At 60.9% G+C, this 24,706-nt stretch carries 24 protein-coding genes and 2 pseudogenes; 19 read left to right on the top strand and 7 right to left on the bottom strand.

The window, feature by feature from the left end:
* The 5 genes from AAAB16_RS15865 to AAAB16_RS15885 form a co-directional block, all read left to right on the top strand.
* Window positions 1-211 (top strand): DUF3077 domain-containing protein (locus AAAB16_RS15865; protein WP_340664191.1); only part of this gene is annotated, 211 nt, incomplete at its 5' end.
* A gap of 373 nt (window positions 212-584) precedes the next feature.
* Window positions 585-1,037 (top strand): (2Fe-2S)-binding protein, encoded by a 453-nt coding sequence (locus AAAB16_RS15870; RefSeq protein WP_340664192.1) that lies wholly within the window; start codon window positions 585-587, stop codon window positions 1,035-1,037.
* Entirely contained in the window at window positions 1,037-3,283 is a 2,247-nt protein-coding gene (locus AAAB16_RS15875) for a xanthine dehydrogenase family protein molybdopterin-binding subunit (protein ID WP_340664193.1), read from the top strand. Before AAAB16_RS15870 ends, AAAB16_RS15875 begins: the two co-directional genes overlap by 1 nt.
* Window positions 3,284-3,298: 15 nt before the next feature.
* Window positions 3,299-4,645, top strand: coding sequence for a cytochrome c (locus AAAB16_RS15880; protein ID WP_340664194.1), 1,347 nt, complete (start codon window positions 3,299-3,301; stop codon window positions 4,643-4,645).
* 15 nt (window positions 4,646-4,660) lie between these two features.
* Entirely contained in the window at window positions 4,661-5,680 is a 1,020-nt protein-coding gene (locus AAAB16_RS15885; RefSeq protein ID WP_340664195.1) for an XdhC family protein, read from the top strand.
* A 9-nt stretch (window positions 5,681-5,689) separates the two neighbouring features.
* Here AAAB16_RS15885 and AAAB16_RS15890 read toward each other — a convergent pair whose 3' ends face one another.
* From AAAB16_RS15890 to AAAB16_RS15905, 4 genes are all read right to left on the bottom strand, one after another.
* Window positions 5,690-6,133, bottom strand: coding sequence for a hypothetical protein (locus AAAB16_RS15890; RefSeq protein WP_340664196.1), 444 nt, complete (start codon window positions 6,131-6,133; stop codon window positions 5,690-5,692).
* 123 nt (window positions 6,134-6,256) lie between these two features.
* Window positions 6,257-8,656, bottom strand: a complete 2,400-nt coding sequence (locus AAAB16_RS15895) for a TonB-dependent siderophore receptor (RefSeq protein ID WP_340664197.1) — start codon at window positions 8,654-8,656, stop codon at window positions 6,257-6,259.
* 80 nt (window positions 8,657-8,736) lie between these two features.
* Window positions 8,737-9,675 (bottom strand): FecR domain-containing protein, encoded by a 939-nt coding sequence (locus AAAB16_RS15900; protein ID WP_340664198.1) that lies wholly within the window; start codon window positions 9,673-9,675, stop codon window positions 8,737-8,739.
* Entirely contained in the window at window positions 9,672-10,199 is a 528-nt protein-coding gene (locus AAAB16_RS15905) for a sigma-70 family RNA polymerase sigma factor (RefSeq protein ID WP_110613880.1), read from the bottom strand. Before AAAB16_RS15905 ends, AAAB16_RS15900 begins: the two co-directional genes overlap by 4 nt.
* Window positions 10,200-10,382: 183 nt before the next feature.
* On the opposite strand from AAAB16_RS15905, the gene AAAB16_RS15910 reads away from it, so the two are divergent.
* From AAAB16_RS15910 to AAAB16_RS15945, 8 genes and pseudogenes are all read left to right on the top strand, one after another.
* A complete protein-coding gene (locus tag AAAB16_RS15910; RefSeq protein WP_340664199.1) occupies window positions 10,383-11,528 on the top strand; it encodes a metallophosphoesterase in 1,146 nt (381 codons plus the stop codon).
* A 100-nt stretch (window positions 11,529-11,628) separates the two neighbouring features.
* Complete coding sequence (locus AAAB16_RS15915; RefSeq protein ID WP_340664200.1) at window positions 11,629-11,958, top strand: hypothetical protein; 330 nt, start codon at window positions 11,629-11,631, stop codon at window positions 11,956-11,958.
* A gap of 179 nt (window positions 11,959-12,137) precedes the next feature.
* Window positions 12,138-12,578, top strand: a complete 441-nt coding sequence (locus AAAB16_RS15920; RefSeq protein ID WP_340664201.1) for a disulfide bond formation protein B — start codon at window positions 12,138-12,140, stop codon at window positions 12,576-12,578.
* A complete protein-coding gene (locus tag AAAB16_RS15925; RefSeq protein WP_340664202.1) occupies window positions 12,575-13,219 on the top strand; it encodes a thioredoxin domain-containing protein in 645 nt (214 codons plus the stop codon). The genes AAAB16_RS15920 and AAAB16_RS15925 overlap by 4 nt, the downstream gene beginning before the upstream one ends.
* A gap of 26 nt (window positions 13,220-13,245) precedes the next feature.
* Window positions 13,246-13,929: pseudogene (locus tag AAAB16_RS15930) on the top strand (NAD-dependent epimerase/dehydratase family protein); the annotation flags it as partial.
* Complete coding sequence (locus tag AAAB16_RS15935; protein WP_340664203.1) at window positions 13,913-14,722, top strand: cyclase family protein; 810 nt, start codon at window positions 13,913-13,915, stop codon at window positions 14,720-14,722. The pseudogene AAAB16_RS15930 and the gene AAAB16_RS15935, both read left to right, overlap by 17 nt.
* Before the next feature lie 44 nt (window positions 14,723-14,766).
* Window positions 14,767-15,632 (top strand): annotated as a pseudogene (locus tag AAAB16_RS15940) (cache domain-containing protein).
* Window positions 15,633-15,775: 143 nt separating this feature from the next.
* Entirely contained in the window at window positions 15,776-16,570 is a 795-nt protein-coding gene (locus AAAB16_RS15945) for an SDR family oxidoreductase (protein WP_340664204.1), read from the top strand.
* A 110-nt stretch (window positions 16,571-16,680) separates the two neighbouring features.
* On the opposite strand, the gene AAAB16_RS15950 is transcribed toward AAAB16_RS15945, so the two are convergent.
* Entirely contained in the window at window positions 16,681-17,844 is a 1,164-nt protein-coding gene (locus AAAB16_RS15950) for a site-2 protease family protein (RefSeq protein WP_340664205.1), read from the bottom strand.
* Between the two features lie 316 nt (window positions 17,845-18,160).
* Between AAAB16_RS15950 and pstS the strand changes: the two genes are divergently transcribed.
* The 6 genes from pstS (at window position 18,161) to AAAB16_RS15980 (ending at window position 23,343) form a co-directional block, all read left to right on the top strand.
* The gene (gene pstS / locus AAAB16_RS15955) at window positions 18,161-19,192 is read left to right on the top strand and encodes a phosphate ABC transporter substrate-binding protein PstS (protein ID WP_340664206.1); all 1,032 of its coding nucleotides are present in this window, start codon (window positions 18,161-18,163) and stop codon (window positions 19,190-19,192) included.
* Between the two features lie 95 nt (window positions 19,193-19,287).
* Window positions 19,288-20,256 (top strand): phosphate ABC transporter permease subunit PstC, encoded by a 969-nt coding sequence (gene pstC / locus AAAB16_RS15960; RefSeq protein WP_340664207.1) that lies wholly within the window; start codon window positions 19,288-19,290, stop codon window positions 20,254-20,256.
* Window positions 20,253-21,146 (top strand): phosphate ABC transporter permease PstA, encoded by an 894-nt coding sequence (gene pstA, locus AAAB16_RS15965; RefSeq protein ID WP_110613856.1) that lies wholly within the window; start codon window positions 20,253-20,255, stop codon window positions 21,144-21,146. Before pstC ends, pstA begins: the two co-directional genes overlap by 4 nt.
* A 76-nt stretch (window positions 21,147-21,222) precedes the next feature.
* Window positions 21,223-21,984: a phosphate ABC transporter ATP-binding protein PstB gene (gene pstB, locus AAAB16_RS15970; RefSeq protein ID WP_110614291.1), complete on the top strand. Its 762-nt coding sequence runs from the start codon at window positions 21,223-21,225 to the stop codon at window positions 21,982-21,984.
* Window positions 21,985-22,066: 82 nt separating this feature from the next.
* Window positions 22,067-22,768, top strand: coding sequence for a hypothetical protein (locus tag AAAB16_RS15975; RefSeq protein ID WP_340664208.1), 702 nt, complete (start codon window positions 22,067-22,069; stop codon window positions 22,766-22,768).
* Window positions 22,765-23,343, top strand: coding sequence for a hypothetical protein (locus AAAB16_RS15980; protein WP_340664209.1), 579 nt, complete (start codon window positions 22,765-22,767; stop codon window positions 23,341-23,343). Before AAAB16_RS15975 ends, AAAB16_RS15980 begins: the two co-directional genes overlap by 4 nt.
* Window positions 23,344-23,505: 162 nt before the next feature.
* Here the strand turns inward: AAAB16_RS15980 and AAAB16_RS15985 are convergent, their stop codons facing one another.
* Both AAAB16_RS15985 and AAAB16_RS15990 read right to left on the bottom strand, forming a co-directional pair.
* Complete coding sequence (locus AAAB16_RS15985) at window positions 23,506-24,507, bottom strand: NADP-dependent oxidoreductase (RefSeq protein ID WP_340664210.1); 1,002 nt, start codon at window positions 24,505-24,507, stop codon at window positions 23,506-23,508.
* Between the two features lie 50 nt (window positions 24,508-24,557).
* Window positions 24,558-24,706 (bottom strand): alpha/beta fold hydrolase (locus tag AAAB16_RS15990; RefSeq protein WP_369335446.1); only part of this gene is annotated, 149 nt, incomplete at its 5' end.

Genomic DNA, 24,706 nt, shown 5'->3' on the forward strand with positions numbered 1-24,706 from the left:
CCAAATGGACAGCGCACCGCTGTTTTCCGTTAACGCCGGCGTACCCATTGAAGAAGCCCTGGAACGCGCCGCCCACCTGATGCTCTACGTCGAAAAGCTCGCCGCTGCAGATGCCTTTACCGACAAAACGTTCGAGTCTGCCATTGTGCAAACCCTTAGCGAAATGGCTAAGGCCTTGGTCAAGGCTGCCAAGCAGGGGCAGGGCGAGTAAGCCATAAAACCCATTAGTTGGGCCTGAGAGGAAGGGGACTTTGCGGTCCCCTTTTTTACGCGGCTGGTTTGTGGGAGTCGGATCGTTGCGCTTTCGCTGAGCGTTGCAACGTAACGCACGCGGTAAGCATTCGACAGGATTAGGCAAGCCAGGTGGAGAATCGCGCTAACCAAAAATGCCCCAGTGCACCGATGATGTCGGCAAAGCTATGCGTCTAGCACGGCGGTTGATTGATGAGCGTGGCTAATAACGGCTATTTGGCCCGATTGTCGCTGCGCTCGATTTGCCAGTGCTACTGTCCTAAAGCGAATGGCCCGGCACTCGATTGCCTGTGCTGCGAAAAAATACTAACCATCGTGATAGCGGGTGAGTCATGGAGCTGCGAATTAACCAAAAAACCTACCAGGTCGACGCTGAGGCTGACACGCCGCTGTTGTGGGTCATCCGCGATGACCTGGGGCTCACCGGCACTAAGTACGGCTGCGGTTTGGCCCAGTGCGGCGCCTGTTCCGTGCTGGTCGATGGCAACGTGGTGCGCTCGTGTGTGATGCCGGTAGCCGCGGTGGTTGGCCGTGAGGTGACCACCATTGAGGCGATTGAAAGCGATGAGGTGGGCAAGCGCGTGGTGACGGCCTGGGTTGAGCACCAGGTGGCGCAGTGCGGTTATTGCCAGTCCGGCCAGGTGATGGCGGCGACCGCGTTGCTTAAGCAACACGCAAAACCCAGCGATGCGCAGATCAACGCGGCGATGGTCAATCTGTGTCGCTGCGGCACCTACAACGCTATCAATGCGGCCGTGCACGAGCTGGCCGGGGAGAAGGTCTGATGAGCACACCTATTGATACTGCCCTGGGTGCGCCGATCAACCTGTCGCGGCGGCGCTTTTTAGTCGCTTCTGCCGGTACGGCGGTGGGCGCCTTGGTGCTGGGTTTTGGCGTGCCGTTGGGTTCGGCACGTATGCAGGCCATGGCCGCCGATCGTCAAGCGCAGGGCACGCAAGTGAGCGCGTTTCTGGAGATTCGCCCGGACAACAGCATCCGCCTGCTATGCCCGTTTATTGAAGGCGGGCAGGGCACCTACACGGCGATGGCGCAGATCGTTGGCGAAGAGTTGGACGCCGACCCTTCGACCTTTGTGGTCGAGAGTGCGCCGCCCGGCGAGGCCTATGTGGTGATGGAGAATGGCCTGCGCATTACCGGCGGCAGTATGTCGGTGCGCATGAGTTACCCGACCATGCGCCGCCTCGGCGCCCTGGCCCGCGCCATGTTGCTGCAGGCCGCCAGCGCCCGGCTGAATGTACCGGTGGCCGAGCTGACCACCGAGCCTGGCCGCGTGCTGCATGTGGCTTCCGGCCGCTCGCTAAGCTACGGCGAATTGGCTGGCCTGGCCCTCGACCTGGCCGTTCCCGATATCAACAGCGTCAAATTGCGCGACCCCAGCCAATTCCGCTGGATCGGCAAGCCGGTGCGCCGTCTGGACGCCTACGACAAGTCCACCGGCAAGGCGCTGTACAGCATTGATATGCAAGTGGAAGGCATGCTGCATGCGGCGGTGCAACATGCGCCGCGCCTGGGTATGACGGTGGGCGAGCTGCGCAACGAGGCGCAGGTCAAGGCCATGAAAGGTGTGCACTCGATTCACCGTTTGCCAGGTGCCGTGGCCGTGGTAGCCGAGCGCTGGTGGCATGCCAAGCGCGCGGTTGAAGCCATCCAGGTGCAGTGGCAGGAGCCGGCTGCCGATTCACCGCTGCGGGTGATGCCCGCCGACTTTTCCACGGCCGCCTATCGTCAGCACCTGGCCGATACGCCAGGGCCGGGACGTGATGCCGAGAAAGAAGGTGACTTCGCCGGCACCCTGGCAGCGGCGCCAACTCAGGTCGAAGCCACGTACCACAACCAATACGTCAACCACGCGCAGCTCGAACCGCCATCGGCGTTGGCGCGGTTTAATGCCGATGGCACGCTGGAGATTTGGTTGCCCAATCAGGCGCAGGACATGTTCCTCGCCGATATCGCCAAACGCGCCAACATGGACCCGGCCAAGATCACCCTGCATACACCGCTGCTCGGTGGTTTTTTCGGCCGGCATTTTCTCTATGAAACCGCCAACCCGTACCCGCAGGCTATTGAGTTGGCCAAGGCGGTCGGCCGCCCGATCAAGCTGATCTGGACCCGCGAGGAAGAGTTTTTGCGTGACGCCCTGCGGCCCATGGCGGTGGTGAAGTTCCGCGCCGCGTTGGATAGCAAAGGCTTGCCCGTGGCTATCGAAGCGGTGAGCGCCACCGAAGGGCCGACCGAAGCCCTGGCCGGTAAACAAGGTGCTGAGCTTGATCCAACGGCCATTGAGGGGCTGACCGGTAAGGCCTATGGAATTGCCAATCGGCGTATCGCGCAGATCTATGTCAAAGGCCCGGTGATGCTCGGTTACTGGCGCTCGGTGGGCAATTCGCTTAACGACTTTTTCTACGAAGCGTTCCTTGATGAGCTGGCCGACAAAGGCGGGCATGACCCGTTTGAACTGCGTCTGCACTTGTTGCAGGGCAATCAGCGCTTAACCACGTTGTTGCAGGCCGTGGGCGAATTGTCCGGGGGGTGGAAGCGCGGTCCGTTTACGGCGGAGGATGGCTCCAAACGGGCGCGGGGTGTGGCCATGGCCTCGCCATTTGGCACCGAGACGGCGGTGATCGCTGAGGTGTCGATTGAAAAGGGCCAGATCAAGGTGCACGACATTTGGCAGGCCATCGACCCGGGCAGCATCGTTAACCCGGCGATTGTCGAGGCGCAGGTCAATGGTGCAGTAGCTCTGGGCTTGTCCCAGGCCTTGGTGGAGGAGGCGGTGTACGTCGACGGCAAGCCGCGGGCGCGTAACTTCGATTTGTACCCGATCCTGCCGCCGTCGCGCATGGCACGGGTGCACGTCAAGGTGATCGAGAGCGGGGCGAAGATGGGCGGCATCGGTGAACCGCCGCTGCCAGCTGTGGCGCCGGCGGTGGCCAATGCGGTGGCCAGGCTGACCGGCCAGCGTATCCGCAGTATGCCGATGTCTAGCTACACCTTTAGCCAACCGGTCTGACGGGAAGAACTGCGCATGAGTAAACGGAATTTCGCAAAGGCGGCCGGCATGCTGGTGATCGTCGGTCTTGTGCTGGCGGTCATCCTGGTCTGGTACGGCACACGGGTGCCGGCTTCGGCATTGCAGCAAACAACCAGCGCCGCTGCGCCCGATGCGGCGTTGATCCAGCGCGGCGAGTATGTGGCGCGGGCCAGTGACTGTGTGGCCTGTCATAGCTTGCCGGAAGGTCGTGCCTTCGCTGGTGGGCTGAAAATGGCCACGCCATTGGGGGCGATCTACGCCACCAACATCACCCCGGATGCTAAGCACGGTATTGGCGGCTACAGCCTGGCCGACTTCGACCGCGCCGTACGCCATGGCGTTGCGCCAGAAGGCCGCAGGCTTTATCCGGCTATGCCGTATCCGTCTTACGCCAAGCTTAGCGACGACGATGTGCGCGCCCTGTATGCGTTTTTTATGCAGGGCGTGAGCCCCGCTGAGGTGGGCAATACGCCGAGTGAAATCCCTTGGCCGTTGAATATGCGTTGGCCGATTGCGCTGTGGAATGCCCTGTTCACCGAACCTGTGGCGTTTGTTGCGCAAACAGCGCAAGACGCGGTGTGGAACCGTGGCGCGTATCTGGTTCAAGGTGCTGGCCACTGCGGCAGTTGCCATACGCCGCGCGGGTTGGCATTCAACGAAAAAGCCTTGAGCGAGTCCGGTGAGCAATATCTGGCCGGCGCCCTGTTGGATGGCTGGTATGCGCCCAGCTTGCGCAACGACCCCAATAGCGGGTTGGGGCGTTGGAGCGAAGCGGAAGTCGCCGAGTTTCTAAAAACCGGACGAAATCAGCATGCCGTGGTCTTTGGTTCTATGACTGAAGCCTTCAACAACTCCACGCAATTTATGACTGATGCCGACCTGGCCGCGATCGCGCGTTACCTGAAATCGTTGCCCGGTGACCCGCAGCGCGATGGTGCGCCTTGGCAGTACCAGGACGCCGATGCGGCGGCATTTAGCAGTGCCGGTGGGCACCTCTACGAAACACGCTGCGCCTCCTGCCATGGGTTGGATGGCAAGGGCCAAGCACCATGGATACCGCCGCTGGCAGGGGCCACCTCAGCGCTGGTGGCTGCGCCAGACTCGGCGATTAACATCACCCTTAACGGTTCGTTACGCGTGGTGGCCGCTGGCGTTCCGGATGCGTACCGCATGCCGGCTTTGCGTGAGCAACTGTCGGACGCAGAAATCGCCGAGGTGCTGTCGTTTATCCGCACCACCTGGGGCAACCGCGGCGGTGAGGTGGATGCGCAGGCGGTTGGCAAACTGCGCGCGCACACCGACCCGGCCAGCCCAACGCCCATTGTGTTGCATATGCGCTAGGCCGCTGGAGGGCTGATGGAAAGTATTGATCTGTTGGTGCTGCGCACGGCCCGCGATTGGCTGGCGGCGGGGGAGCGCGTGCTGCTGGTCAGCGTGGCACAGACTTGGGGCTCGTCACCGCGGCCGGTGGGTTCGATGATGGCGCTGCGTAACGATGGGCGCGTGGTGGGCAGCGTCTCTGGCGGCTGCATTGAAGACGACCTTATCCATCGCTACACCACGGCCTATGGCGCCGCTGGTTTACCCGAGCGTTTGCCCGAGGTGGTGCGCTATGGCGTCAGTGCAGACGAAGCCCATCGCTTCGGTTTGCCGTGCGGCGGCACGCTGGAATTGGTGCTGGAATACCTGCCGGCGTTGCCGGCGCTGGAGCAGTTGTTAGTGCGCCTCGACGCTGGAGAGCTGGTGCAGCGCCAGCTGGATCTGGCAACGGGTCTGGTCACTCTGCAAAGCACAGCCACGCCGGCGCAATTTAACTTCGATGGCCAGCGCATGAGCACGACCCTGGGCCCGGGCTATCGCATGTTGTTGATCGGTGCCGGGGCGTTGGCTGAATACTTGGCGGTGATGGCGCAGTTCAATGGTTTTCAAGTGACCATCTGCGATCCACGTCCGCAGTACCTGGAAACCTGGAGCGTGCCAGGGGTAACCCGCATTCAGAACATGCCCGACGACGTGGTGCGCGCTTTTGCGCCGGACTTGCGCACCTGCATCATCGCCCTTAGTCACGACCCCAAACTCGACGACCTGGCCTTACTGGAAGCCCTGCAAGGCCCGGCGTTTTACATCGGTGCCATCGGCTCGCGGCGCAACAGCCAGAACCGCCGCAATCGCCTGATTGAGCATTTTGGTGAGACGGAGCAATCGCTACAGCGCCTGCATGGGCCGATCGGCATTTACATCGGCAGCAAAACGCCGCCGGAGATTGCCGTCAGCGTGATGGCCGAAGTGCTGGCCGCCAAGAACGCCGTCGCACTGCCCAGCGAAGTCTCCATCACCCAGGCCAAACACATCAGCGAGCTGCAGCAGTACGCCTAACTCAACCCCTTAAGGTTTAACCGCCTCGCCACGAAACAGCAGCAGCTCTTCACGGGTTACCTGGCGGTCGCCGTCTTTGTCCGCCAGCAACAAAAAAGCAATCGCCGCCTCGGTGTACTCCTGCTCGGAAACCTTGCCGTCGTGATTGCCATCCCACATCTGCAACGTACCTTTCGCCACCGCCGCTAACGCCTCGGCCGGCCAGGCCATTTCAGTGCTGCTGCCAGCCACTGTATAGGCCGCAATATCTTCGACCGAAATAAACCCCTTGGCGCCACGGTCGATGTTGCGAAACCCCGCCGGCGCCGCTGCCCGCGCTTCGTTCACGGAAAGCGCGTTATCGCCGTTGCTGTCTTGCGTGCGGAAAATTTCATCGACCGATTCCGCTGCCGCGTGGCTGATGACGCACGCGACGAGCAGGCCGGCGGAAAACATCCTGGTAAGCAATGGCATATTGAAACTCCCTGTTAACACCTGTGAAAGGCCGCGCAGTCGGCTGCCCCGAGGCCCGCACCCTAGCGGCGCAGGGGCCAGAGCTCTATAGCTCAGATGTGCTAGGGTGCGGCGCGTGCAGGGCTACCAGTTGTAGCTGACCGAACCGACGACGCTGCGCTCGTCGCCGTAGCGGCAGGAGTTGGCGCAATACAGGTAGCGCTCGTTGGCGAGGTTTTGCGCGCGGGCGCTGACCTGCCAGTTGTCGTCCACTTCGTAGGTAACCCGCGCGTCGAAAAGGGTGTAGGCGGGAATCTTGCGGTCGCTGATGCTCGGTACGGTGTGGGTGGTGCCGTTGTAGCGGGCACCGCCGCCGACCGTAACGCGCTCCAGCCCCAGCAGGCTCAGGCGATAGTCCAGCCACAACGCGGCGCTGTGGTAGGGCGTGCCTTCAATGCGCGCGCCTTCGAGGGTTTTGTCGTTGTCGGCAATGATGTGCGCGTCGGTGTAGGCGTAGGTGGCGTTGAGCGCCAGGTTTGCGCTCAGTTGAGCTTTGGTTTCCAGTTCAAACCCGGTGCTGCGTTCCTTGCCGGTCTGCTCGTCGAAGTCGGAGCCGGGAATAGAGGTCAGCACGTTCTTTTGCGTGAGTTGGTACACCGCCGCGCTGATCAGCAGTTCGCGGTCTTCGGGCTGGTAGCGAATGCCGATTTCGTATTGTTCACCCTCGGTGGGTTCAAAGGTGTTGCCGCTGCTGTCGGTGCCGGCAGACGGCAAGAACGATTGGCTGTAGCTGATATAGGGCGCCAGACCATTGCCGACCAGATAGACCAGGCCTACGCGGCCGGTGGTTTTGTTGTCGGTAACCGTGCTGCGCGAGTCATTGCGGTAATTGCGGGTACGGTTCTCGGCCCAGTCTTGGCGCACGCCGACCAGCGCCACCCAGCGTTCATCGAACTTGGCCTGTTCTTGCAGGTACAGGCCGACCTGGGTGCTGTGCAGGTCGGAGCCGCTGTCGACGGCAGTGTTTACCCTGGGCAGGTTGCCGTAGACCGGGTCGGCCAGATTCAAGGGCGGGGCGCTGCCACTGTTACGGTGGCTGTCATAGGTTTTGCGGTAGTAGTCGAGGCCGCCAAGCACGGTGTGCTGCCAGTCGCCGTGGTCGAGGTTGAAGGTCAGGTTGCTGTCGCTGGTCCAGCCGGTGGCGATGTCTTCGCGCGAGTTGTAGCTGCGTGTCAGGTTGGCCAGATTCGGCCCGGTGACGCGGCTGTTGTTGAGGGTGATGTAGTCGTAGTCAGTGCGCGACTCGAAATACCGCGTGGCATGGCGCAACAGCAGGTTGTCACTCAAGCGGCTTTCCAGCAGATAGCCGAAGGTTTCCAGGGTGCCATCGTAGTCGTCGTATTGCGGTTCACCGGGGAACAGGTCGTAGGGCACTTTATAGCCCGGCGTATTGCTGAAGGTGGTGAGGTCGTAGCGGATCGGTGGCGTTAACGTGGTTTGCGTGCGTTGGTGGCTGGCCAGCAGGGTCAGGCGGGTATCGTCGTCCATCTGCCAGGTCAGCGCCGGGGCGATGTACTGCTTGTCGTCATCGATCTCGTCGTACTGGGTGCCGCTGTCGCGCAGCAGTGCGGTAAGGCGGTAGCTGAAACGGCCTTCGTCATCCAGCGCGCCACTGTGATCAGTGGAAATTTGCCGGCGCTGATGATTGCCGTATTCCAGGTTGAGTTCGTGCAGCGGGTCGAGCGTTGGCCGTTTGCTGGTGGTGTTGATCAAGCCGCCGGGTGCGAGCTGGCCGTAGAGCACCGACGAGGCGCCTTTGAGCACTTCCACACGTTCCAGACCATAGGGTTCCTGGCCGCCTTCAAATTGCGTGCTTTGCATCTTCATGCCATCGCGCAGCACGCTGCCGGTGCGCGGGCCGATATCAAAACCACGCAGGCGGTAGTCGTCGGCCACGCGGCTGTAGCCATTGGGCTGGCTAACCACTCCAGCGGTGTAATTGAGCACGTCGGCGAGGCTGTCGTGCTGGCGCGACACCAGTTCTTCACGGGTGATGACCGACACCGACTGCGGGATTTCCAGCAACGGCGTGTCGGTTTTGCTCATGGTCGCACTGCGCGTGGCGACCTTGCTGTGGGCCGGGCCCCAGGCGTCTTGCCCACTGACAACGCCGGACACCGTGGTTTCAGACAGCTGCAACGCGCCGTCAGCCAGCGGTTCGATACTCAGCGCGCCGCTGGGCGTGACGTTGAGTTGCAGCGGCATCCCTTGCAAGGCCTGGCGCAGCGCCTGTTCGGTACTTAATTGGCCGCGTAGCGCCGGTGTGTTTAGGCCACGGGTGAGCGGGGCGCTAAAAACGATGGTGCGCCCACTCTGCCGGGCGATAGCAGTGAGGGTGGCATCCAGCGGGCCAGCCGGCAGGTCGAAGCTGAGCAGTTGCGCTTGGCTGCTCGCCTCGCTGGCGGCGTAAACCAGGTGTGGGGCGGCACTCAGGGTAAAGGCCAGGGCCAGCGGCGTCAGGTTGAAACGGCGTGTGTGGAGCATGGGCAGCGTTCCCGGTGGGTAGTCGATGCCAGCTATGTGACGCGAGTGGCTCTGTTATTAAGGGGCAGGCAAAAAAATAATTAGCGCAGGCTCAGTTGGGTCCACCAGCCGAAGCGTTGCTCGACACGAATCGGCAAGGTTTCTGCCAGCGAACGCAGGGCTTGGGCGCTGTTGTCGAGGGGGAACACGCCCGAGACGCGAAGCGCGGCCGCGTCCGGGCTGATGCGCAAAATGCCGCGCTGGTAAGGACGTAAAGCGTCGATGATGGTGCCGAGCGCCTGGTCGTGAACTTCGAGAAAACCGTCTTCCCAGCTGCCTTCGCTGGCATGCCGTGGATCGAGTTGCCGAATGCCCGCATGAGTAACCTGCGCGCCCTGGCCGCTGCCAAGTTCAAGGCCGGCACCGTTGGCGGCGGTAGCCTGTACACGCGACTCCTGTACCCAGATGTCGGCGCCGTTGTCGCGCAGGGTGACGGTAAAACGGGTGCCCAACGCACGCGCTTGTCCAAACGCCGTCACGACCACCAGCGGGCGCTGTGCATCCGCGGCGACCTGAATGCTCAGCGCACCCTCGCGCAGAAACAGCGTGCGTTGCTCGGCACTGAAGGCGATGTCGACACGGCTTTGCGCGTTAAGCACCACTTGGCTGCCGTCCTGCAGAGCAAACGGTCGCCGCTGGGCAAAGCCGGTTTGCAGATCGCTGCCCATTAACGGCAACAGGCCCGCGCGCTGTAGCCACCAGCCTCCGGCGCCCACCCCAGCCACGGCCAGCGCTCCACGCAGTAACTGACGGCGGCTGCGGGGGCGGGTGCTTAACACGTGATGGGACTGCGCGGGCACGTCGGCGAACGCCTGCCCGAGCCGCTGTTGCAGACGGTGCCAGGCCACTTGGTTGTCGGCGTTTTGGCCCAGCCACCGTTGGAAGTGCTGGCGTTGGTCGTCACTCATGCTGCCGGAGCGTTGCAACGCCAGCCACTCAATGGCCTCGGCCACCGCTGGCGGCAATTGCGCCACGCTCATGGTTGCTCCAACGCCATATAACAAAGGCCCAATGCCTTGACCACGTACTGGTGCACGCGCGGCGCGGAGATGCCCAAACGGGCACCGATTTCGGCGTAGGTAAGGTTATCCAATTGACTGTACAAAAAGGCGCTGCGGCCGATTGGCGAAAGGCCGTCCAGCATACGGTCGAGGGCGCTCAGCGCTTGCAGAGCCTGCACCTGTTCCTCCGCCGACGGTTCATAACCCAGAGGTTGTTGCGCCAGCGCTTCTAGATACGCGCGCTCCAGGTCGCGCCGCCGCCAACTGGCATAAATCAGGCGCTTGGCGATGGTAGTCAGCATGGCCCGCGGTTCGACAATGCCCTGCGGATCACGCTGCGCCACCACCTGCGCGAAGGTTTCGGCGGCCATATCGGCAGCGTCATGACTACAGCCCAAACGCGCGCGCAGGCGCTGGACCAGCCAGCCATGGTGATCGCCAAACAGCTGATGCAGCACGCGATTGCGAGTGGCGAGCGAGGGGTTATCGAGCAGATACGGCATGCGATAGGCTTGCAGATGACAATTATTATCAAATGATCGCGGTTGTCCGCCGCTATTGCAATACCGGGTGCAGAATTGCGCGTTCTCGGCGACGTTCACATTCAGCCATAACTCTGGCGTGTAAGCAGACGGCGCCATCAAGTACCGTCTGCTCTTCCTCTAGCTGAACGAGACAACAGCACCGTGTTCCATGTGATCACCGGGCTAATGGCCCTCTATGTAATCTGGCGGTTGGTGTGGCGCCTGCGCTGGCCGGCATCCGTGAAGTGGGCACTTGGCATCGTGGTGCTGTTCAGTTGCGAGTACCACTTAGTGACGCGTACGTACTTCGGCTCAATGGCCTCGCCGGAGCTGCCGGCGGCAGTCCTGATGGTGCTGGGCGGGGCATTTGGCGCGGTGGTTCTTGCCGCTTGCCTACTGCTGATTCTCGACCTGGTTGGCGCCATCGCTTATCTGTTTTCAAAGCCTGCGGGGCGGGCGCTGCTCACGCGCTTAGCGCCGCGGGCGAGCATCGGCATTGCCGCGTTGCTGCTGTCCGCTGTTGGCGTGTGGCAAGCGGTGCGGGTGCCAGATGTGCGCAGTATTGAAATCGAACTGGCCCAGCTCCCGGCTGAGCTGGATGGTTTTCGTCTGGTGCAACTTACGGACTTGCATGCAAGTCGCCTGCTGCAACGGCCGTGGATGGAAGCCGTGGTCGGCAAAACCAATGCCCTGGCCCCGGATTTGACCGTGATTACCGGTGACCTCCTGGACGGCACGGTTGCTGCGCGCCGCAACGACGTGGAACCACTACGTGCCCTGCGGGCGAAGCTGGGGGTTTACGCCATTCCTGGCAACCACGAGTACTACGCGCAATACCAACAGTGGTTGGCCCACCTAAATAGCCTTGGCTTGCGCCTGCTGCTCAACGAGCACGTGACCATTACCCGCGGCAACGCCAGCTTTGTGCTGGCCGGTATCACCGACTCGGTAGCCGCGCGTTTTGGCCAGCCGCTGCCCGACGTCAACCAAGCGCTAGCCGGCGTTGCGCCGGAAACCACGGTGGTACTGCTTAGCCACCGCCCGCCCGGTGCCGAAGATAACGCCCGCGCTGGCGCCGACCTGCAACTCTCCGGGCATACCCACGGCGGCCAAGTACTGGGGCTGCACTGGCTAACCCAACTGGCTAACGACGGCTATGTGTCGGGGCTATACCAAGTCGATGGCATGCAGCTGTACGTCAGCAACGGCACAGGCCTGTGGAACGGCTTTCCGCTGCGCCTAGGAAAACCGTCAGAGATCACGCTGATTACCTTGCGCGCAGCAGGGAAGGGCAGCGCCAACCGCTAGGGCGAGGTCGCGCCAGTGAAGGGCTGCTGGGCCACACCCAGGCTTGGCGCTTTGCGCCTACATGGTGATAATGCCGCGCTGCTGCTCATGAAGACCCCACATGTTCGGTAAAACCCAACCTGCGCTGTTGTTGTTTGCCCTGGTGCTGGCCGTTTTAACGGTCTGGGCTGCGCACACGGCTGCGCAAGCGACAGGTGCGGTAATGCTCACCTGTGAGCTGGCAGAGCATGTGCAGTTGGACGCCGGTGTCGAGCCTATTCATGCCTCGCACCTGGGCGACCATCACCACGACGTTCCTCACCTGATCGCGGCACTCTCTGCGGCCTCGCCGGTGCACAAAGCCCTGCGCCGAGACGCCGCGCCATTCGCCCTGGCGCCATCGCCCATCTACCTGATTAAACGCCCGCCGCGGGCGTGGTTGCTGACCTGACATCGCCCTTTGGGGCTCGGACTCAACCATTCAGGAATTCCCTATGTCTACGCACGCCTCACGAGCGGCGGACGTTGCTGTTTCACGTCCGCAACGACGGTTTTCGCTGTGCCTTTTGTGTTTGGCCTTGCTGTTGCTCTGCGCGCCAGGTGCTGCCGCCCAGCTGGAGGTAGTTGCCCATGCCTGCTGAAACTTCACCGCCGCCACGCAATGCCTGGTGGTTACTGCTGACGGCCTGGCTGCTGGCGCTTATCTCGACCGTCGCGGTGTTGTTTGTTGGCGAAGTGATGGGCCAGGCGCCTTGCGTGCTGTGCTGGTTTCAACGCGCCTTTATGTTCCCGTTAGTGGTGATTCTGGGCGTTGCTTGTTACCTGGCCGATTTCAGCGTGTGGCGTTATGGCTTGCCCGTTGCGGTTGTGGGCTGGCTGATCGCGCTGTACCACAGCCTGCTCTATACCGGCCTGATCGCTGAAAGCCTCAAACCCTGCGGCGTCGGCCCGTCCTGTTCGGGCGCCGCTATGACCATTCTCGGCGGCCTGCCGTTGCCGCTTCTTTCGCTGGGTGTGTTCACCCTGATCATCGTTCTTCTCACCCTTATTCGCCGGAGACTCCTGCCATGAGCAGACGCGCCACCGTACTTTCCATCGTTATTCTCGCCATCGTTGGCTTTGCCGCTGCGGCTTATTTCTACCAGGCCACGCTAGAAAAACCTGTACCGCAAGCGACGCCACAGACCGCCAGCAACCTGGTGCGTTTCCACTCGCCAACCTTTGGCCCGGCTGACGCGCCGGTGACGCTGGTGGAGTTTTTTGATCCGTCCTGCGAGAGCTGCCGGGCGTTCTACCCCATCGTTAAGGACATGATGGCGAAGAACCCAGGCAGCATTCGCTTGGTCTTGCGCTATGTGTTGCTGCATGCCGGTTCCGAGCAAGCGGTGCGCTTGCTGGAAGCGTCGCGCAAACAGGGGGTCTTTCCCCAGGTTCTCGAAGCCGTATTGGCCGCGCAACCGGCCTGGCATGACGACCCGCAAGTGGTTAAAGCCTGGGAGGCTGCCGAGGCGGCGGGGCTGGATGTTAAGCAGGCCCGCGAGGATATTAAGTCGGGCAAAATCGACGCGGTATTGGCCCAAGATGCAGCGGATGCCAAGGCGGTAGGGGTCAGCGGCACGCCGACATTTTTCGTCAACGGTAAGCCGCTGCCGGAGTTCGGCGCCCAGCCACTCTACGACCTGATCAAAAGCGAAATAGCCCAGGCCAAATAGCCCGGGCCTGCCGCTCTGCTGAGCATCAGCTGCGTAATAAGGCCCAACCGCCGGTGCTGGTGTATGCCAGCAGCGTCGCGGTGTATGGCGGTGATCTGCCGGCGCGTATGAGCGAGGGCGCCGAGCTGAATCCGCAGCTGTCCTACGGCACGCACAAGGCCATGGTGGAAACGGTGGTCAGCGACTTGGCGCGGCGTGGCGAAGTGGACGGCCGTGTGCTGCGCCTGCCTGGCATCGTCGCCCGGCCGCGTGAACCCAATGGCCTGCGCTCGGCGTTTATGAGCGACCTGCTGCGGGCCTTTGCTGCTGGCGAAAGCTATTGCTGCCCGGTGTCGCCCGAGGCCACCTGTTGGTGGATGTCGGCGCGCTGCTGCGTCCACAACCTGATTCGCGCGGCCGAGCTGGACAGCAGCGCGCTGGATGCCCAGCGGGTCTGGCAACTGCCGGTGCTGCACCTGTCCGTCGCCCAGGTGGTAGACGCCTTGGCGAGCGCCTACGGCGAAGAGCGCCGAGGCCTGATCCGCTACGCCGCCGACGAGCATCTGGAAGCCTTATTCGGTCGCCTGCCACCGCTAAAAACGCCCCAGGCGCGCGCCATGGGGTTTAGCCACGACGGCAACGCCGCTGCCCTTATCCGCAACGCCCTGACGCCTGCCGCGTTGCGGCCCCAATCCTTACCTGGAGCGCCTGCCCATGTCGCACGCCGCTGATCTCACTGCCAAAAAATCCACCCGCCGCCTGGTTGATCTATCGGTGACTCTGGACAACAACCCCTATACCGACCCGCCGCCCTTGCTGCCGAAAATCGACTACATGGACCACCAACAAGGCTGGCCGGAAATGGCCGCCATGTTTCCTGGCCTTGAGCTGGCGCAAATGCCCGGCAACGAGAGCTGGGCCGCTGAGCGTTTGCACATCACCACCCACAGCGGCACCCATATGGACGCGCCGTGGCATTACGCCTCGACCACCGACGGCGGCAAGCCGGCGTTTGGCATCGATGAACTACCGTTGGACTGGTGCCTGCAAGCCGGCGTGAAGCTGGACTTCCGCCACCTGCCCGATGGCCACGTGGTAACGGCCGCGCAAGTGGAAGCCGAACTGGCGCGTATTGGCCACAGCCTGCAGCCGCTGGATATCGTGCTGGTGAATACCCGCGCCGGTGCGCTGTTTGGTCAACCTGGTTATCTCGAAGCCGGCGTAGGCATGGGCCGCGAGGCAACGCTGTATCTGCTGGAGCGCGGCGTGCGGGTGGTCGGCACCGACGCCTGGAGCTGGGATGCGCCATTCAAATACACCCGTGAGCGTTTTGCCGAAAGTGGCGATGCCTCAATTATCTGGGAAGGGCACAAGGCCGGGCGCGATATCGGCTACGGCCAGATGGAAAAACTGGCCAACCTGGAGAGCCTGCCGGATCACGGTTTTGTGGTGTCCTGCTTTCCCTACAAGATCAAACACGCATCCGCCGGTTTTGTCCGCGCCGTGGCGATTTTCAACGACTAGCAGCACCTCGGCCGTGCCCTTGGCGCGGCCCGGAGACACGCGCCATGGCCATATTTCGAACGCTGCTGTGCAGCCTGCTAACTCTGCTGGCAGTGGCTCAGCCGGTTTACCCAGCGCCCGCTGCCGAGCCCTCTGCTGCCGAGCCCTCCGAGCAGACGCGCAAACTGCTCGACAACGCCGTGCAGTATTACCGCACCCAGGGTGATGCGGCGTTTGCCGCCTTCAGCCGCCAAGGCGAATTTATCGATGGCCAGCGCTATGTGTTTGTCGTCGACACCCACGGCACCATGCTCGCTAGCGGTGGCCCTTCGGCGGTGCTGATTGGGCGCAACGTTTCCAACGTACTGGCGCCGGAACTGCGCAGCGCGTTTCAACAAGCGCTCAGCACCCAAGCGCATGACGGCGTGCAAAGCGCCGAGTACCGCTGGAAAAATTGGGCTGATGGCCGGGTAGAGCGCAAGCGCGTGTTCTATCAGCGCGTAGGCGAGCGAATTATTGCTGTGGGTGAATACGTACCGCGCGCCACCCCGGAACAAACGCAGGCCCTGCTGGACAGAAGCGTGGCGGCCATTGGCAAAGACCCAGTCGCCAGCTTCAAAGCCATCAACGAACTGTCCGCACCATTTCGTGAGGACGACTTGTATGTGTTTGTCATCGACCTCAACACCCGCCGCTATGTCGCCCATGGCTACAACCTGCGCCTGCTAGGTGTGGACTTCAGCACGATTGACGATCCGCAAGGCAAACCCGTGGGCGCGCCGATTCTGGCGCTGATGGGCAAACAGACGTCTGGCGGTTACGACTACCGCTGGAAAACCCGGTAACCGGCAAGGTCGAAGACAAACACGCGTTACTGGCTAAAACCGGCCACTACCTGGTGGCGGTGGGTTATTACCTGAAGCCGCGCTGAAAGGATTGTGCGCGCTCGGCAGCTGGGGTTACCGACGGGTTTTTTGATTGCCGGTTAACAGGCAGGCACACCTTTGGGCTACTACGCTTTGCAGCGACCAAACTAACCTGCCGGGCAAACCCGGCTTTAGAGGGGAGCACGCCATGCACATCAATCTTTCCGGCAAGACCGCCCTAGTTACCGCCTCCACCGGCGGCATCGGCTATGCCATTGCCCACGGCCTGGCACTTACCGGCGCCACGGTAATCCTCAACGGCCGCAGCGACAGCTCGGTAGAAAAAGCCCTGGCGCGCCTGCGCCAGGCGGTGCCGCAAGCCTCCCTGAGCGGCATTGCTGCGGACCTCGGCGACGCTGCCGGTGTTGGCGTACTTACAGCAGCACTGCCCGCCGTCGATATTCTGGTCAACAACGCCGGCATCTATGGCCTGGTGGATTTCTTTGCCACCGACGACGCCTGCTGGGAAGACTATTGGCAAACCAACGTTATGTCTGGCGTACGCCTAAGCCGCGAACTGGTACCGGCCATGGTGAAAAAAGGCTGGGGCAGGGTGGTGTTTATCTCCTCCGAATCGGCGCGCAACATCCCGGCTGACATGGTGCATTACGGCGTGACCAAAACCGCACAACTGGCGTTGTCCCGTGGCCTGGCCAAACGCGTGGCCGGTAGCGGCGTCACGGTGAACAGCGTGCTGCCGGGGCCGACCCTCTCGGATGGCTTGGCCGATATGCTCGAAGGCGAGCGCGCTCGCTCAGGCAAAACCATTGAGGCGGTGGCTGCCGACTTCGTCATGACCCATCGCCCGACCTCATTGATTCAACGGGCGGCCACAGTCGATGAAGTGGCCAATATGGTCGTCTACATCTGCTCCACCCAGGCCTCTGCCACCAGCGGCGCGGCACTGCGGGTTGATGGTGGGGTGGTGGACGATATTCTTTGAGGGCTGCTTATACAGCGGGTGACACCTAAGGCTTGCGCAAAGCGCTCCGTAGAGTGTGCTGCGCGCACCTGGCGATAGCCCTGCAAACGCATTAGTGCGCGCAGCACACCCTACGAAAAGCGCTCGCCTGTTATCGCGTTGTTTGCAGCAAAGCGCTCTCGCGCCGCGCGAATATGGTCTGCCAGCGCCAGGTACATCAGATACGACGAGCGCCATTGCGAGTTGCTGGCAAAGCTTTCAACCGCTGCGAGCTCCTGCTCCATGCCGGCTCTATCGCCGGCCAGCGCAGCGCAGAGGGCGCGGCAGCAGGGCGCCAGTGCTGGGGCATGCCAATTCAGGTCACGGTTGAAGATCGGTACAGCTAGCGTGCCGGCATCGCCCTGGGCAATCGCGCGGCAGAATTCCAGTTGGCGCCGCAGGGCAGCAATGTGTGTGGCCAAGGAGACCAACATGCTTGGCTCTGCGGCGATCATGCCTTCCAAGTCATCGCCCAGGCTAAGGGCACCGTTCCAGTCACCCGCCACCAGCCGAGCTTCAAGGCGATAGGCGAGGCTCAGGGTCGGCATAGGCATGGGCAGCTCATCCAGTTGCCGCAGTTCTTCCAGCGGTACCTCGCCAGAGGGTATGCCCGACACGCTAAGCGTCATAAGTCGCAGGAAGGCGAACTCCGGGCTGCTCTCGTCAGGTTTCTGCCACCAGCTGATTAACTTGGCGCCGTCGCTGTGCGGTTTATCACGTTGGCCCTTTTGAAACGTTGGAATCAGGTTAGCCAGGCCCATGGCCAGGTTGATGACAGCGAAGGTCAGCGGCCAACCGGCAAGCGGCCATCTTATGAAGGCAAAAACCACAAAAAAGATGGCGGCAACAATAAGGTTGAGTGCCGGGCCCATGGCAATAGAGAGCATCATTGGCTCGCGCATGGGCTGGCCCGGATGGCCCACCGCAAGCACATAACCGGAGAAGGGTTGCCCAGGAACGCGGCGCGCCCAACGTAGGCGCACGCCGCGCTGCATTTTCAACACTTCAAGGCCCAGGGCCTTGGCTTGCAGCACCCGCATACCGGCCAAGCGGGCACCAAGCCAGTGGCCACCCTCGTGAACACAGACGGCGAAAAAGACCAGCCAAGCAGTTACAAACATGGCCAAGAACGGTTGCAGCGGCCCGTCGATGGCCACGGCCAGCATCACCACCGCAAAGGCAGCGGCACCGACGCTTAAAACACTTTGTAGCGTCACCAGAATGAAATGGAGCAACTGCGTTAATCGTTTGTTCATCTGAATTTGCCATGCAGTGGGCCAGCGTCCGTGTAGGAGCCGGCTAACGGTCCGTGTCGCCCGCTAACAAGCGGTCCATTTGTTGCGAGCGGGGAGCTGCGCAAATCGACGCCGACAGTAGCGGGATGTGCGGGATTTTGTCTATTTGCTGGGCGCCGTAAACCTTGGGTTTGCGCGGCCAGTTCACGAAAGCCGCGAAGCGGTTAATGGGCGCCTAGCACACCCTAGGGGTTTAGGCGTGTCTGCCATGCCGCGTTCATCAAACCTTCACAACCCTCCTGCACAGTAACGCAACCCCTTGTATGGAGTTCTTTCGATGACAGGTTTGATGAAGTCCGCTGTGCTCGCCGTTGCGGTGTCTTTTTGCGCAACGTCCGTGTCGTTTGCTGATGAGAGCGTGCGCCTGACAGGCTCTGGCGCCAGCTTCCCGGCACCGATTTACCTCACCTGGTTTAAAGATTTCAGCAAAAAAACGGCTGGCGTCACCGTGGACTATCAGTCCAAGGGCAGTGGTGCGGGTGTACAGGATTTTCTGAACAAGACCGTGGATTTCGCTGCCAGCGACTCGGCAATGAAAGAAGAGGATATGGCCAAGGTTGCCGAAGGCGTGCAATTGCTGCCGATGACTGCTGGTGAAATCGTGCTGGCTTACAACCTGCCGGGCAGCCCCAAAGGTTTGAAACTGCCGCGCGACGTTTACTCGAATATCTTCCTAGGCAAGATCACTAAGTGGAACGACCCACAGGTTGCCGCTGCCAACCCGGAACTGAAGCTGCCTGATCTGCCAATCACCGTTGTTGTGCGCGCCGACTCCAGCGGTACTACTGCCGTGTTCACCAAGCATCTGGCAGCAATCAACGCCGACTTCAACAAAGAGCTGGGCGAGGGCAACACCGTTAACTGGCCGGCCAGCGACAAGTTCATCAAGTCGCCTAAAAACGATGGCGTGACCGCCACCGTGCGCCAGACCCCAGGCGCTATCGGCTACATCGAATATGGCTTCGCTAAACTGGCCAAAGTCGATTTCGCCGAACTGCAAAACAAAGCCGGCAAATACGTTGTGCCCAACGCCGAAAGCGGTGCTGAAGCCCTGGCTGCGGTGAAAATGCCGGAAAGCCTGGTGGCCTGGTTGCCGGACCCGGATGGTGCTAAGTCCTACCCGATCACGTCCTACACCTGGATGATTTTCCGCAAGCACAACGAAAACCCAGCCAAGGCCAAGGCCATGCGTGAAATGGTCGAGTACGGTCTGACTGAAGGGCAAAAAATCGCCGATTCGATGGGCTACATCCCGCTGCCACAATCGGTTGTTGATCAGGTTCGCAAAGTTTCTGCCAACATCCAGTAACGCTCGCCACGCCTTGTTCGGCGCGCCTTGTTTGCCTGCGCCGAACGGGGCTACCCCTCAACGGGGAGCCAGCCTTCACGTTCCGGAAGTAGCCAATGATCAGACCCTTTGTTGTACCGGTTAACCCGGGTTCCGCGTGCAAACCACCTTCTGCGAAGGATTTATTGGTTGATCGCACGTTTCGCGCGCTGTCACGCATAGGCGTCGTGTTGATTCTTGCGCTGGTGTTTGCCCTCGTATTCGAGGTCGGCCGCAAGGCTATTCCAGGCATGGAAAAACATGGCCTGGACGTTATTTTCGGCAGTGTATGGGACGTTAACCAAGGCAAGTACGGCATTCTGCCGGCCATTTGGGGCACGCTCTACAGCGCCTTGATTGCGTTGCTAATCGCCGGTGTGTTCGGCGTCAGCATGGCAATTTTTCTAACCCAGGATTTCCTCCCGCCCAAGCTGGCGGCAGTGTTTCGTACCATTGTTGAATTGCTCGCGGCCATTCCCAGCGTGGTGTATGGCCTGTGGGGTATCTACGTGGTGATTCCGGCGATTCGGCCGTTGGCGGGGTGGCTGAATAGTGAGTTCAGTTGGATCCCATTTTTCGGCACCAGCCTGAGCGGCCCCGGCCTGCTGCCGGCGTCATTGGTGCTGGCCATCATGATTTTGCCGACCATTGCCGCCGTTTCGCAGGACGCCCTCACAGCGGTGCCAATGAAAACCAAGCAGGCCGCCTACGGCATGGGCACAACCCATTGGGAAGCCATTCTCAAGGTGATGGTGCCATCCGCTGCCACCGGCATTTTCGGCTCACTGGTGCTGGGGCTTGGTCGGGCGTTGGGTGAAACCATGGCGCTGGCCATGCTGGTGGGCAACGCCAACCAGATCACCCTGTCGCTGTTCGCGCCGGCCAACACCCTGGCGGCATTGCTGGCGCTGAACTTCCCGGAAGCCGGGCCCAACGAGGTCGAGGTGCTGATGTACGCCGCGCTGATGCTGATGCTGATCACCCTGATCGTGAACGTTATCGGCTCGATGATCATGGTCTACGCCCAGCGGGGAGTTAAACAATGAATGACCTGACATCACCGAAGGTCGCCTTGCCCAGCCTGCAACGCACCTTTGAAGGCCGTGCGCTGCGCAGCCTGGTGTTGACCACGCTGGTTTGGGCGTTTGCCCTGGTGGCCAGTGTGCCGCTGTTTTCCGTGCTGTACATGCTGATTACCCGAGGTGGCGCACGCCTTAGCCTGGAGGTGTTTACCGAGTTACCGCCGACCGGTTTTGAGACCGGTGGCGGCTTTGGTAATGCCATGGCGGGCACCTTTGTTATGGTCGGTATCGCGGCGGCCATTGCCGTTCCGGTCGGCATTATGGCGGCCATTTTCCTGGCTGAGCTGGGGCCCACCAGCAAGCTGGCCAACGCCGCACGCTTCGCCGCGAAAATGCTCACCGGCTTGCCGTCGATTCTGGCCGGGGTGTTTGCCTACGCGCTGGTGGTGGTCACCACTGGCACCTATTCGGCGCCTGCCGGTGGCGTGGCATTGGCGGTGCTGATGTTGCCGATCGTGGTGCTGACGGCTGAAGAGTCGATGCGCATGGTGCCCAAAATCATGAAAGATGCCGCGTACGGCATGGGCTGCACGCGCTCGCAAGTGATCTGGAAAATCATCCTGCCCACCGGCCTGCCGGCAATCCTCACCGGCGTGATGTTGGCCGTGGCACGCGCTGCCGGCGAAACCGCGCCGCTGCTGTTTACCGCGCTGTTCAGCAACTACTGGATCTACCACGAAGGCAGCCTGGCGGTGATGAATCCAACGGCCTCGCTGGCCGTGCTGATTTACAACTTCTCCGGTATGCCTTTCGACAATCAGCTTGAACTCGCATGGGCGGCCTCACTGGTACTGGTGATGATCGTCCTGGTCGTAAACGTCGTCAGCCGTATTTTCGGCAAGCCAAAGTTTTGAGAGCGGGAGCATCTGAATCGTGAACGCATTATCTGCGCAAAAAACCAACGCGGTTGATACCCCAACGCCTGTGGTTATGGACTGCAAGCTGGACAAGATTTTCTACGGCAACTTTATGGCTGTGCGAGATAGCCATGTGCCGATCGAAAAAAACAAAATCACGGGTTTTATCGGTCCTTCTGGCTGCGGCAAAAGCACGGTGCTGCGCAGCCTCAACCGTATGAATGACCTGGTGCCGGGCTTTCGTTTTGAAGGCCACGTGCACTTCCTTGGCCAGGATGTGTATGGCAAAGGCGTAGACCCGGTGGTGGTGCGCCGTTACATCGGCATGGTGTTTCAACAGCCCAATCCGTTCTCGATGAGCATCTACGACAACGTGGCCTTTGGCCTGCGCTTGAATCGCTACAAAGGCGATATCGGCGACCGGGTAAAGCACGCTCTGCAAGGTGCCGCGCTGTGGGACGAAGTCAAGGACAAACTCAAGGTCAGCGGCTTGTCGCTCTCCGGCGGCCAGCAGCAACGCCTGTGCATCGCCCGTGCTATCGCCACTGAACCGGAAGTGTTGTTGCTCGATGAACCGTGCTCGGCACTCGACCCGATTGCGACCCGGCGTGTTGAAGAATTGATGGTGGAGTTGAAGAAGGATTACACCATCGCCCTGGTGACCCACAACATGCAGCAGGCCATCCGTGTGGCGGATACCACCGCGTTTTTCTCGGTGGATATTTCCCAGGGCACGCGCACTGGCTACCTGGTGGAAATGGGCTCGACGGCGCAGATCTTCGACAATCCGCGCGAACAAATGACCAGCGACTACATCAGCGGCAAGTTCAGCTAACCATCGCCCGTCAAGGCCGGGTGCAGCCACGCGCTGCATCCATTGGCTTTGCCGTCTACCAGCGCTCTTCTCAGGATTACTAATGCCAGCAAAGCGTCGTCTTGATTTGCCTGCGATTGAATGCGCGCTGCGCGACGTGCAGCAGCGTTTCACCGAGCTGAGCAGGTACTTTACCGAGCCGCGTGATCCGTTTACCGACGAAGTGCTGCAAAACGTGCTCGATGGCTACGCCTTGATTGATGACTACGTGGCCCAAGGAGTTGATCTGTTTGACCTACAGCAGGTTGACCTGATGCTGGAGATCAACGCCACCGTGCTCTGTGGCCGCGACCCGGCGGCGAGGGCGGAGTCCAAGGAACACCTGGCCGCCACCGAAAAACACTTCTTTAACAACACCGAAGGTGGCATTAAAGACCTGTTCAACTGGTACAGTGCACACCGCACTGAGTCCGTGTGGAAGCGTGCCGCTGGTGTGTATGTGCGAATTCTCAGCCGCCCGCAGTTGTTCCTTGAGGGCAATAACCGCACGGGGTCGCTGATAGTCAGTTACTTGCTGATGTGCGCCGGGCATCCGCCGTTTGTGTTGTCGTTGGCCAATGCCGAAGGCTATTTCAACCCGTCATCGGTGATCCGCAATTCCGCCAAACATGGCGTCAAAGCGCTTTACGAATTACCCAAAATCAAGAAAAAATACGCCGCCTTTCTGGAAGAGCAGTCTCCTAATCCAACGGAGTTTTTTCTGAGGGACAAACAACCGCCGATTTATCAGGGAAGCCAGAAATGAGCGCTTATCCAACGCTCAGTAAATTCCAGACCTTGACCCGTCAACTGTCCAAAAGCGTTCAGCGCTTTAAGCCGGGGCAGGGGTCTCTGCATCCGCAGATTCGTATTTCGTTTGACGTTGATGACACCTTGGCCTGCCAGCCGCACCACGCCGCAGAAGAGCACAGCCGGCTTCCGGCGGCACTGCATCGCTGGCTGGGCGAGCCGCTGCGTACTGGTACCCGCCGGCTAACCCGCGAGTTGCGGCGCCAAGGCTGCAGCATCTGGGTGTACACCTCATCGGGCCGCACACCGTCCTACATCCGCCGCTGGCTGATGCTGTACGGCGTGCATGTCGACGGCGTGGTCAACAGCGTGCGCCATAGCCATGCGCTGAACGTACATGGCTTCGCCAACGCCCCCTCAAAATTTCCGCCGGCATTTGGCATCGACTTGCATGTCGACGATTCCGAGGGCGTGCAGATTGAAGGCAATGACTACGGATTTCGTGTGGTGGTAGTAAGGCCCGACGATGAAAACTGGGCGCAGCGCGTTATCGAAGCGGTCGCTGAAGTTCGGGCTACGCAGCTGGTCTAGGCTATTAGTTCCTTCCCTTGCAGAAGAACAACGCCGCTTCTGCTAAAAACGCTTAGCCGCCTGCATAGATGGCGCCAATGCCGCTGGACGCTGTATTCCTGTCTTTATCCTTTCGGGTAATCCGGCCAGAGAAATCCAACGCCCGCGAGGTTTGCGCAGCCGTTAAAGCATTTGTACAACGACCTTGCCTTTGACACGCCCGCTGTCTACGCAGTCCAGCGCTTTATGCGTATCGGCAAACGGGAATACTTTGTCGACGATTGGGCGGATTGCGCCTGATTCGATAAGGGATGTGATTTCGCGTAACTGCGCGCCGTCGGCCCGCATAAAGACGAATGTGTAGTCGACCCCACGTTTCTTGGCCTTGTTTCTAATGCCGGCGCTCAGCAGGCGCAGCACTTGCTTGAGCGGCCAGGCCAAGCCACGTGCGTCGGCGAACGTTGGGGTGGGCGGTCCGGAGATGGAGATAAGGTGCCCGCCCGGTTTAAGAATCTGCAGGGACTTTTTCAGCTCATCGTTACCGAGGCTGTTCAGTACCACGTCGTAGTCATGCAGCACGCTGGAGAAGTCTTGCTTCTTGTAATCAATGACCACGTCCGCGCCCAGTGCCTTTGCCCAGTCGACATTGGCTGTACTTGTGGTGGTGGCCACGAATGCACCCAGATGCTTGGCTAGCTGGATGGCAACACTTCCCACGCCGCCGGAGCCGGCTTGGATAAACACTTTCTGGCCCTTTTTCAGCTTGGCGGTTTCGACCAGTACTTGCCAGGCGGTCAATGCCACCAGGGGAACGGCGGCGGCCTCGACCATGGTGAGGTTCTTGGGTTTAAGCGCCAATGACGACGCCCGGACGGAAATGTACTCGGCAAAGGTGCCAATGCGCCCATCGTCTGCGCGTGCGTAAACCTCGTCACCGGCCTTGAACCGGTGAACGCTAGCGCCAACCCGCACCACCGTACCGGCCATGTCGTTGCCCAGAATAAGGGGCAGGCGATAAGGCAAAATCAGTTTGAACTCGCCGCTTTTTATCTTGCTGTCCAACGGGTTGACGCTCGCGGCATGCACCTGAATCAGCACGTCATCGTCGCGCAATTGCGGTTCTGGCATTTCGGTGATTTGACCTGGCGCGTTCTTGCTGTAGCGATCAATGGTGAAGGCTTTCATGACGGAGTACTCGTGTGGCGCGAATGGGGTTAGCTAGAAACAGTGCACGTTCACTTGGCGAGGAACGCTAAAGCTCTGGTCACAAAGTCGGTGTGGTACTGGAAGATGCCTCCGTGGCCGGCGTCGTTGTAGATGATCAGTTGAGCACCCGGTATGCGGCGAACCATGTCGCGACTAAGGGCGGTAGGCACCATGGCGT

The organism is Pseudomonas sp. (assembly GCF_037994325.1).
Classification (GTDB): domain Bacteria; phylum Pseudomonadota; class Gammaproteobacteria; order Pseudomonadales; family Pseudomonadaceae; genus Aquipseudomonas.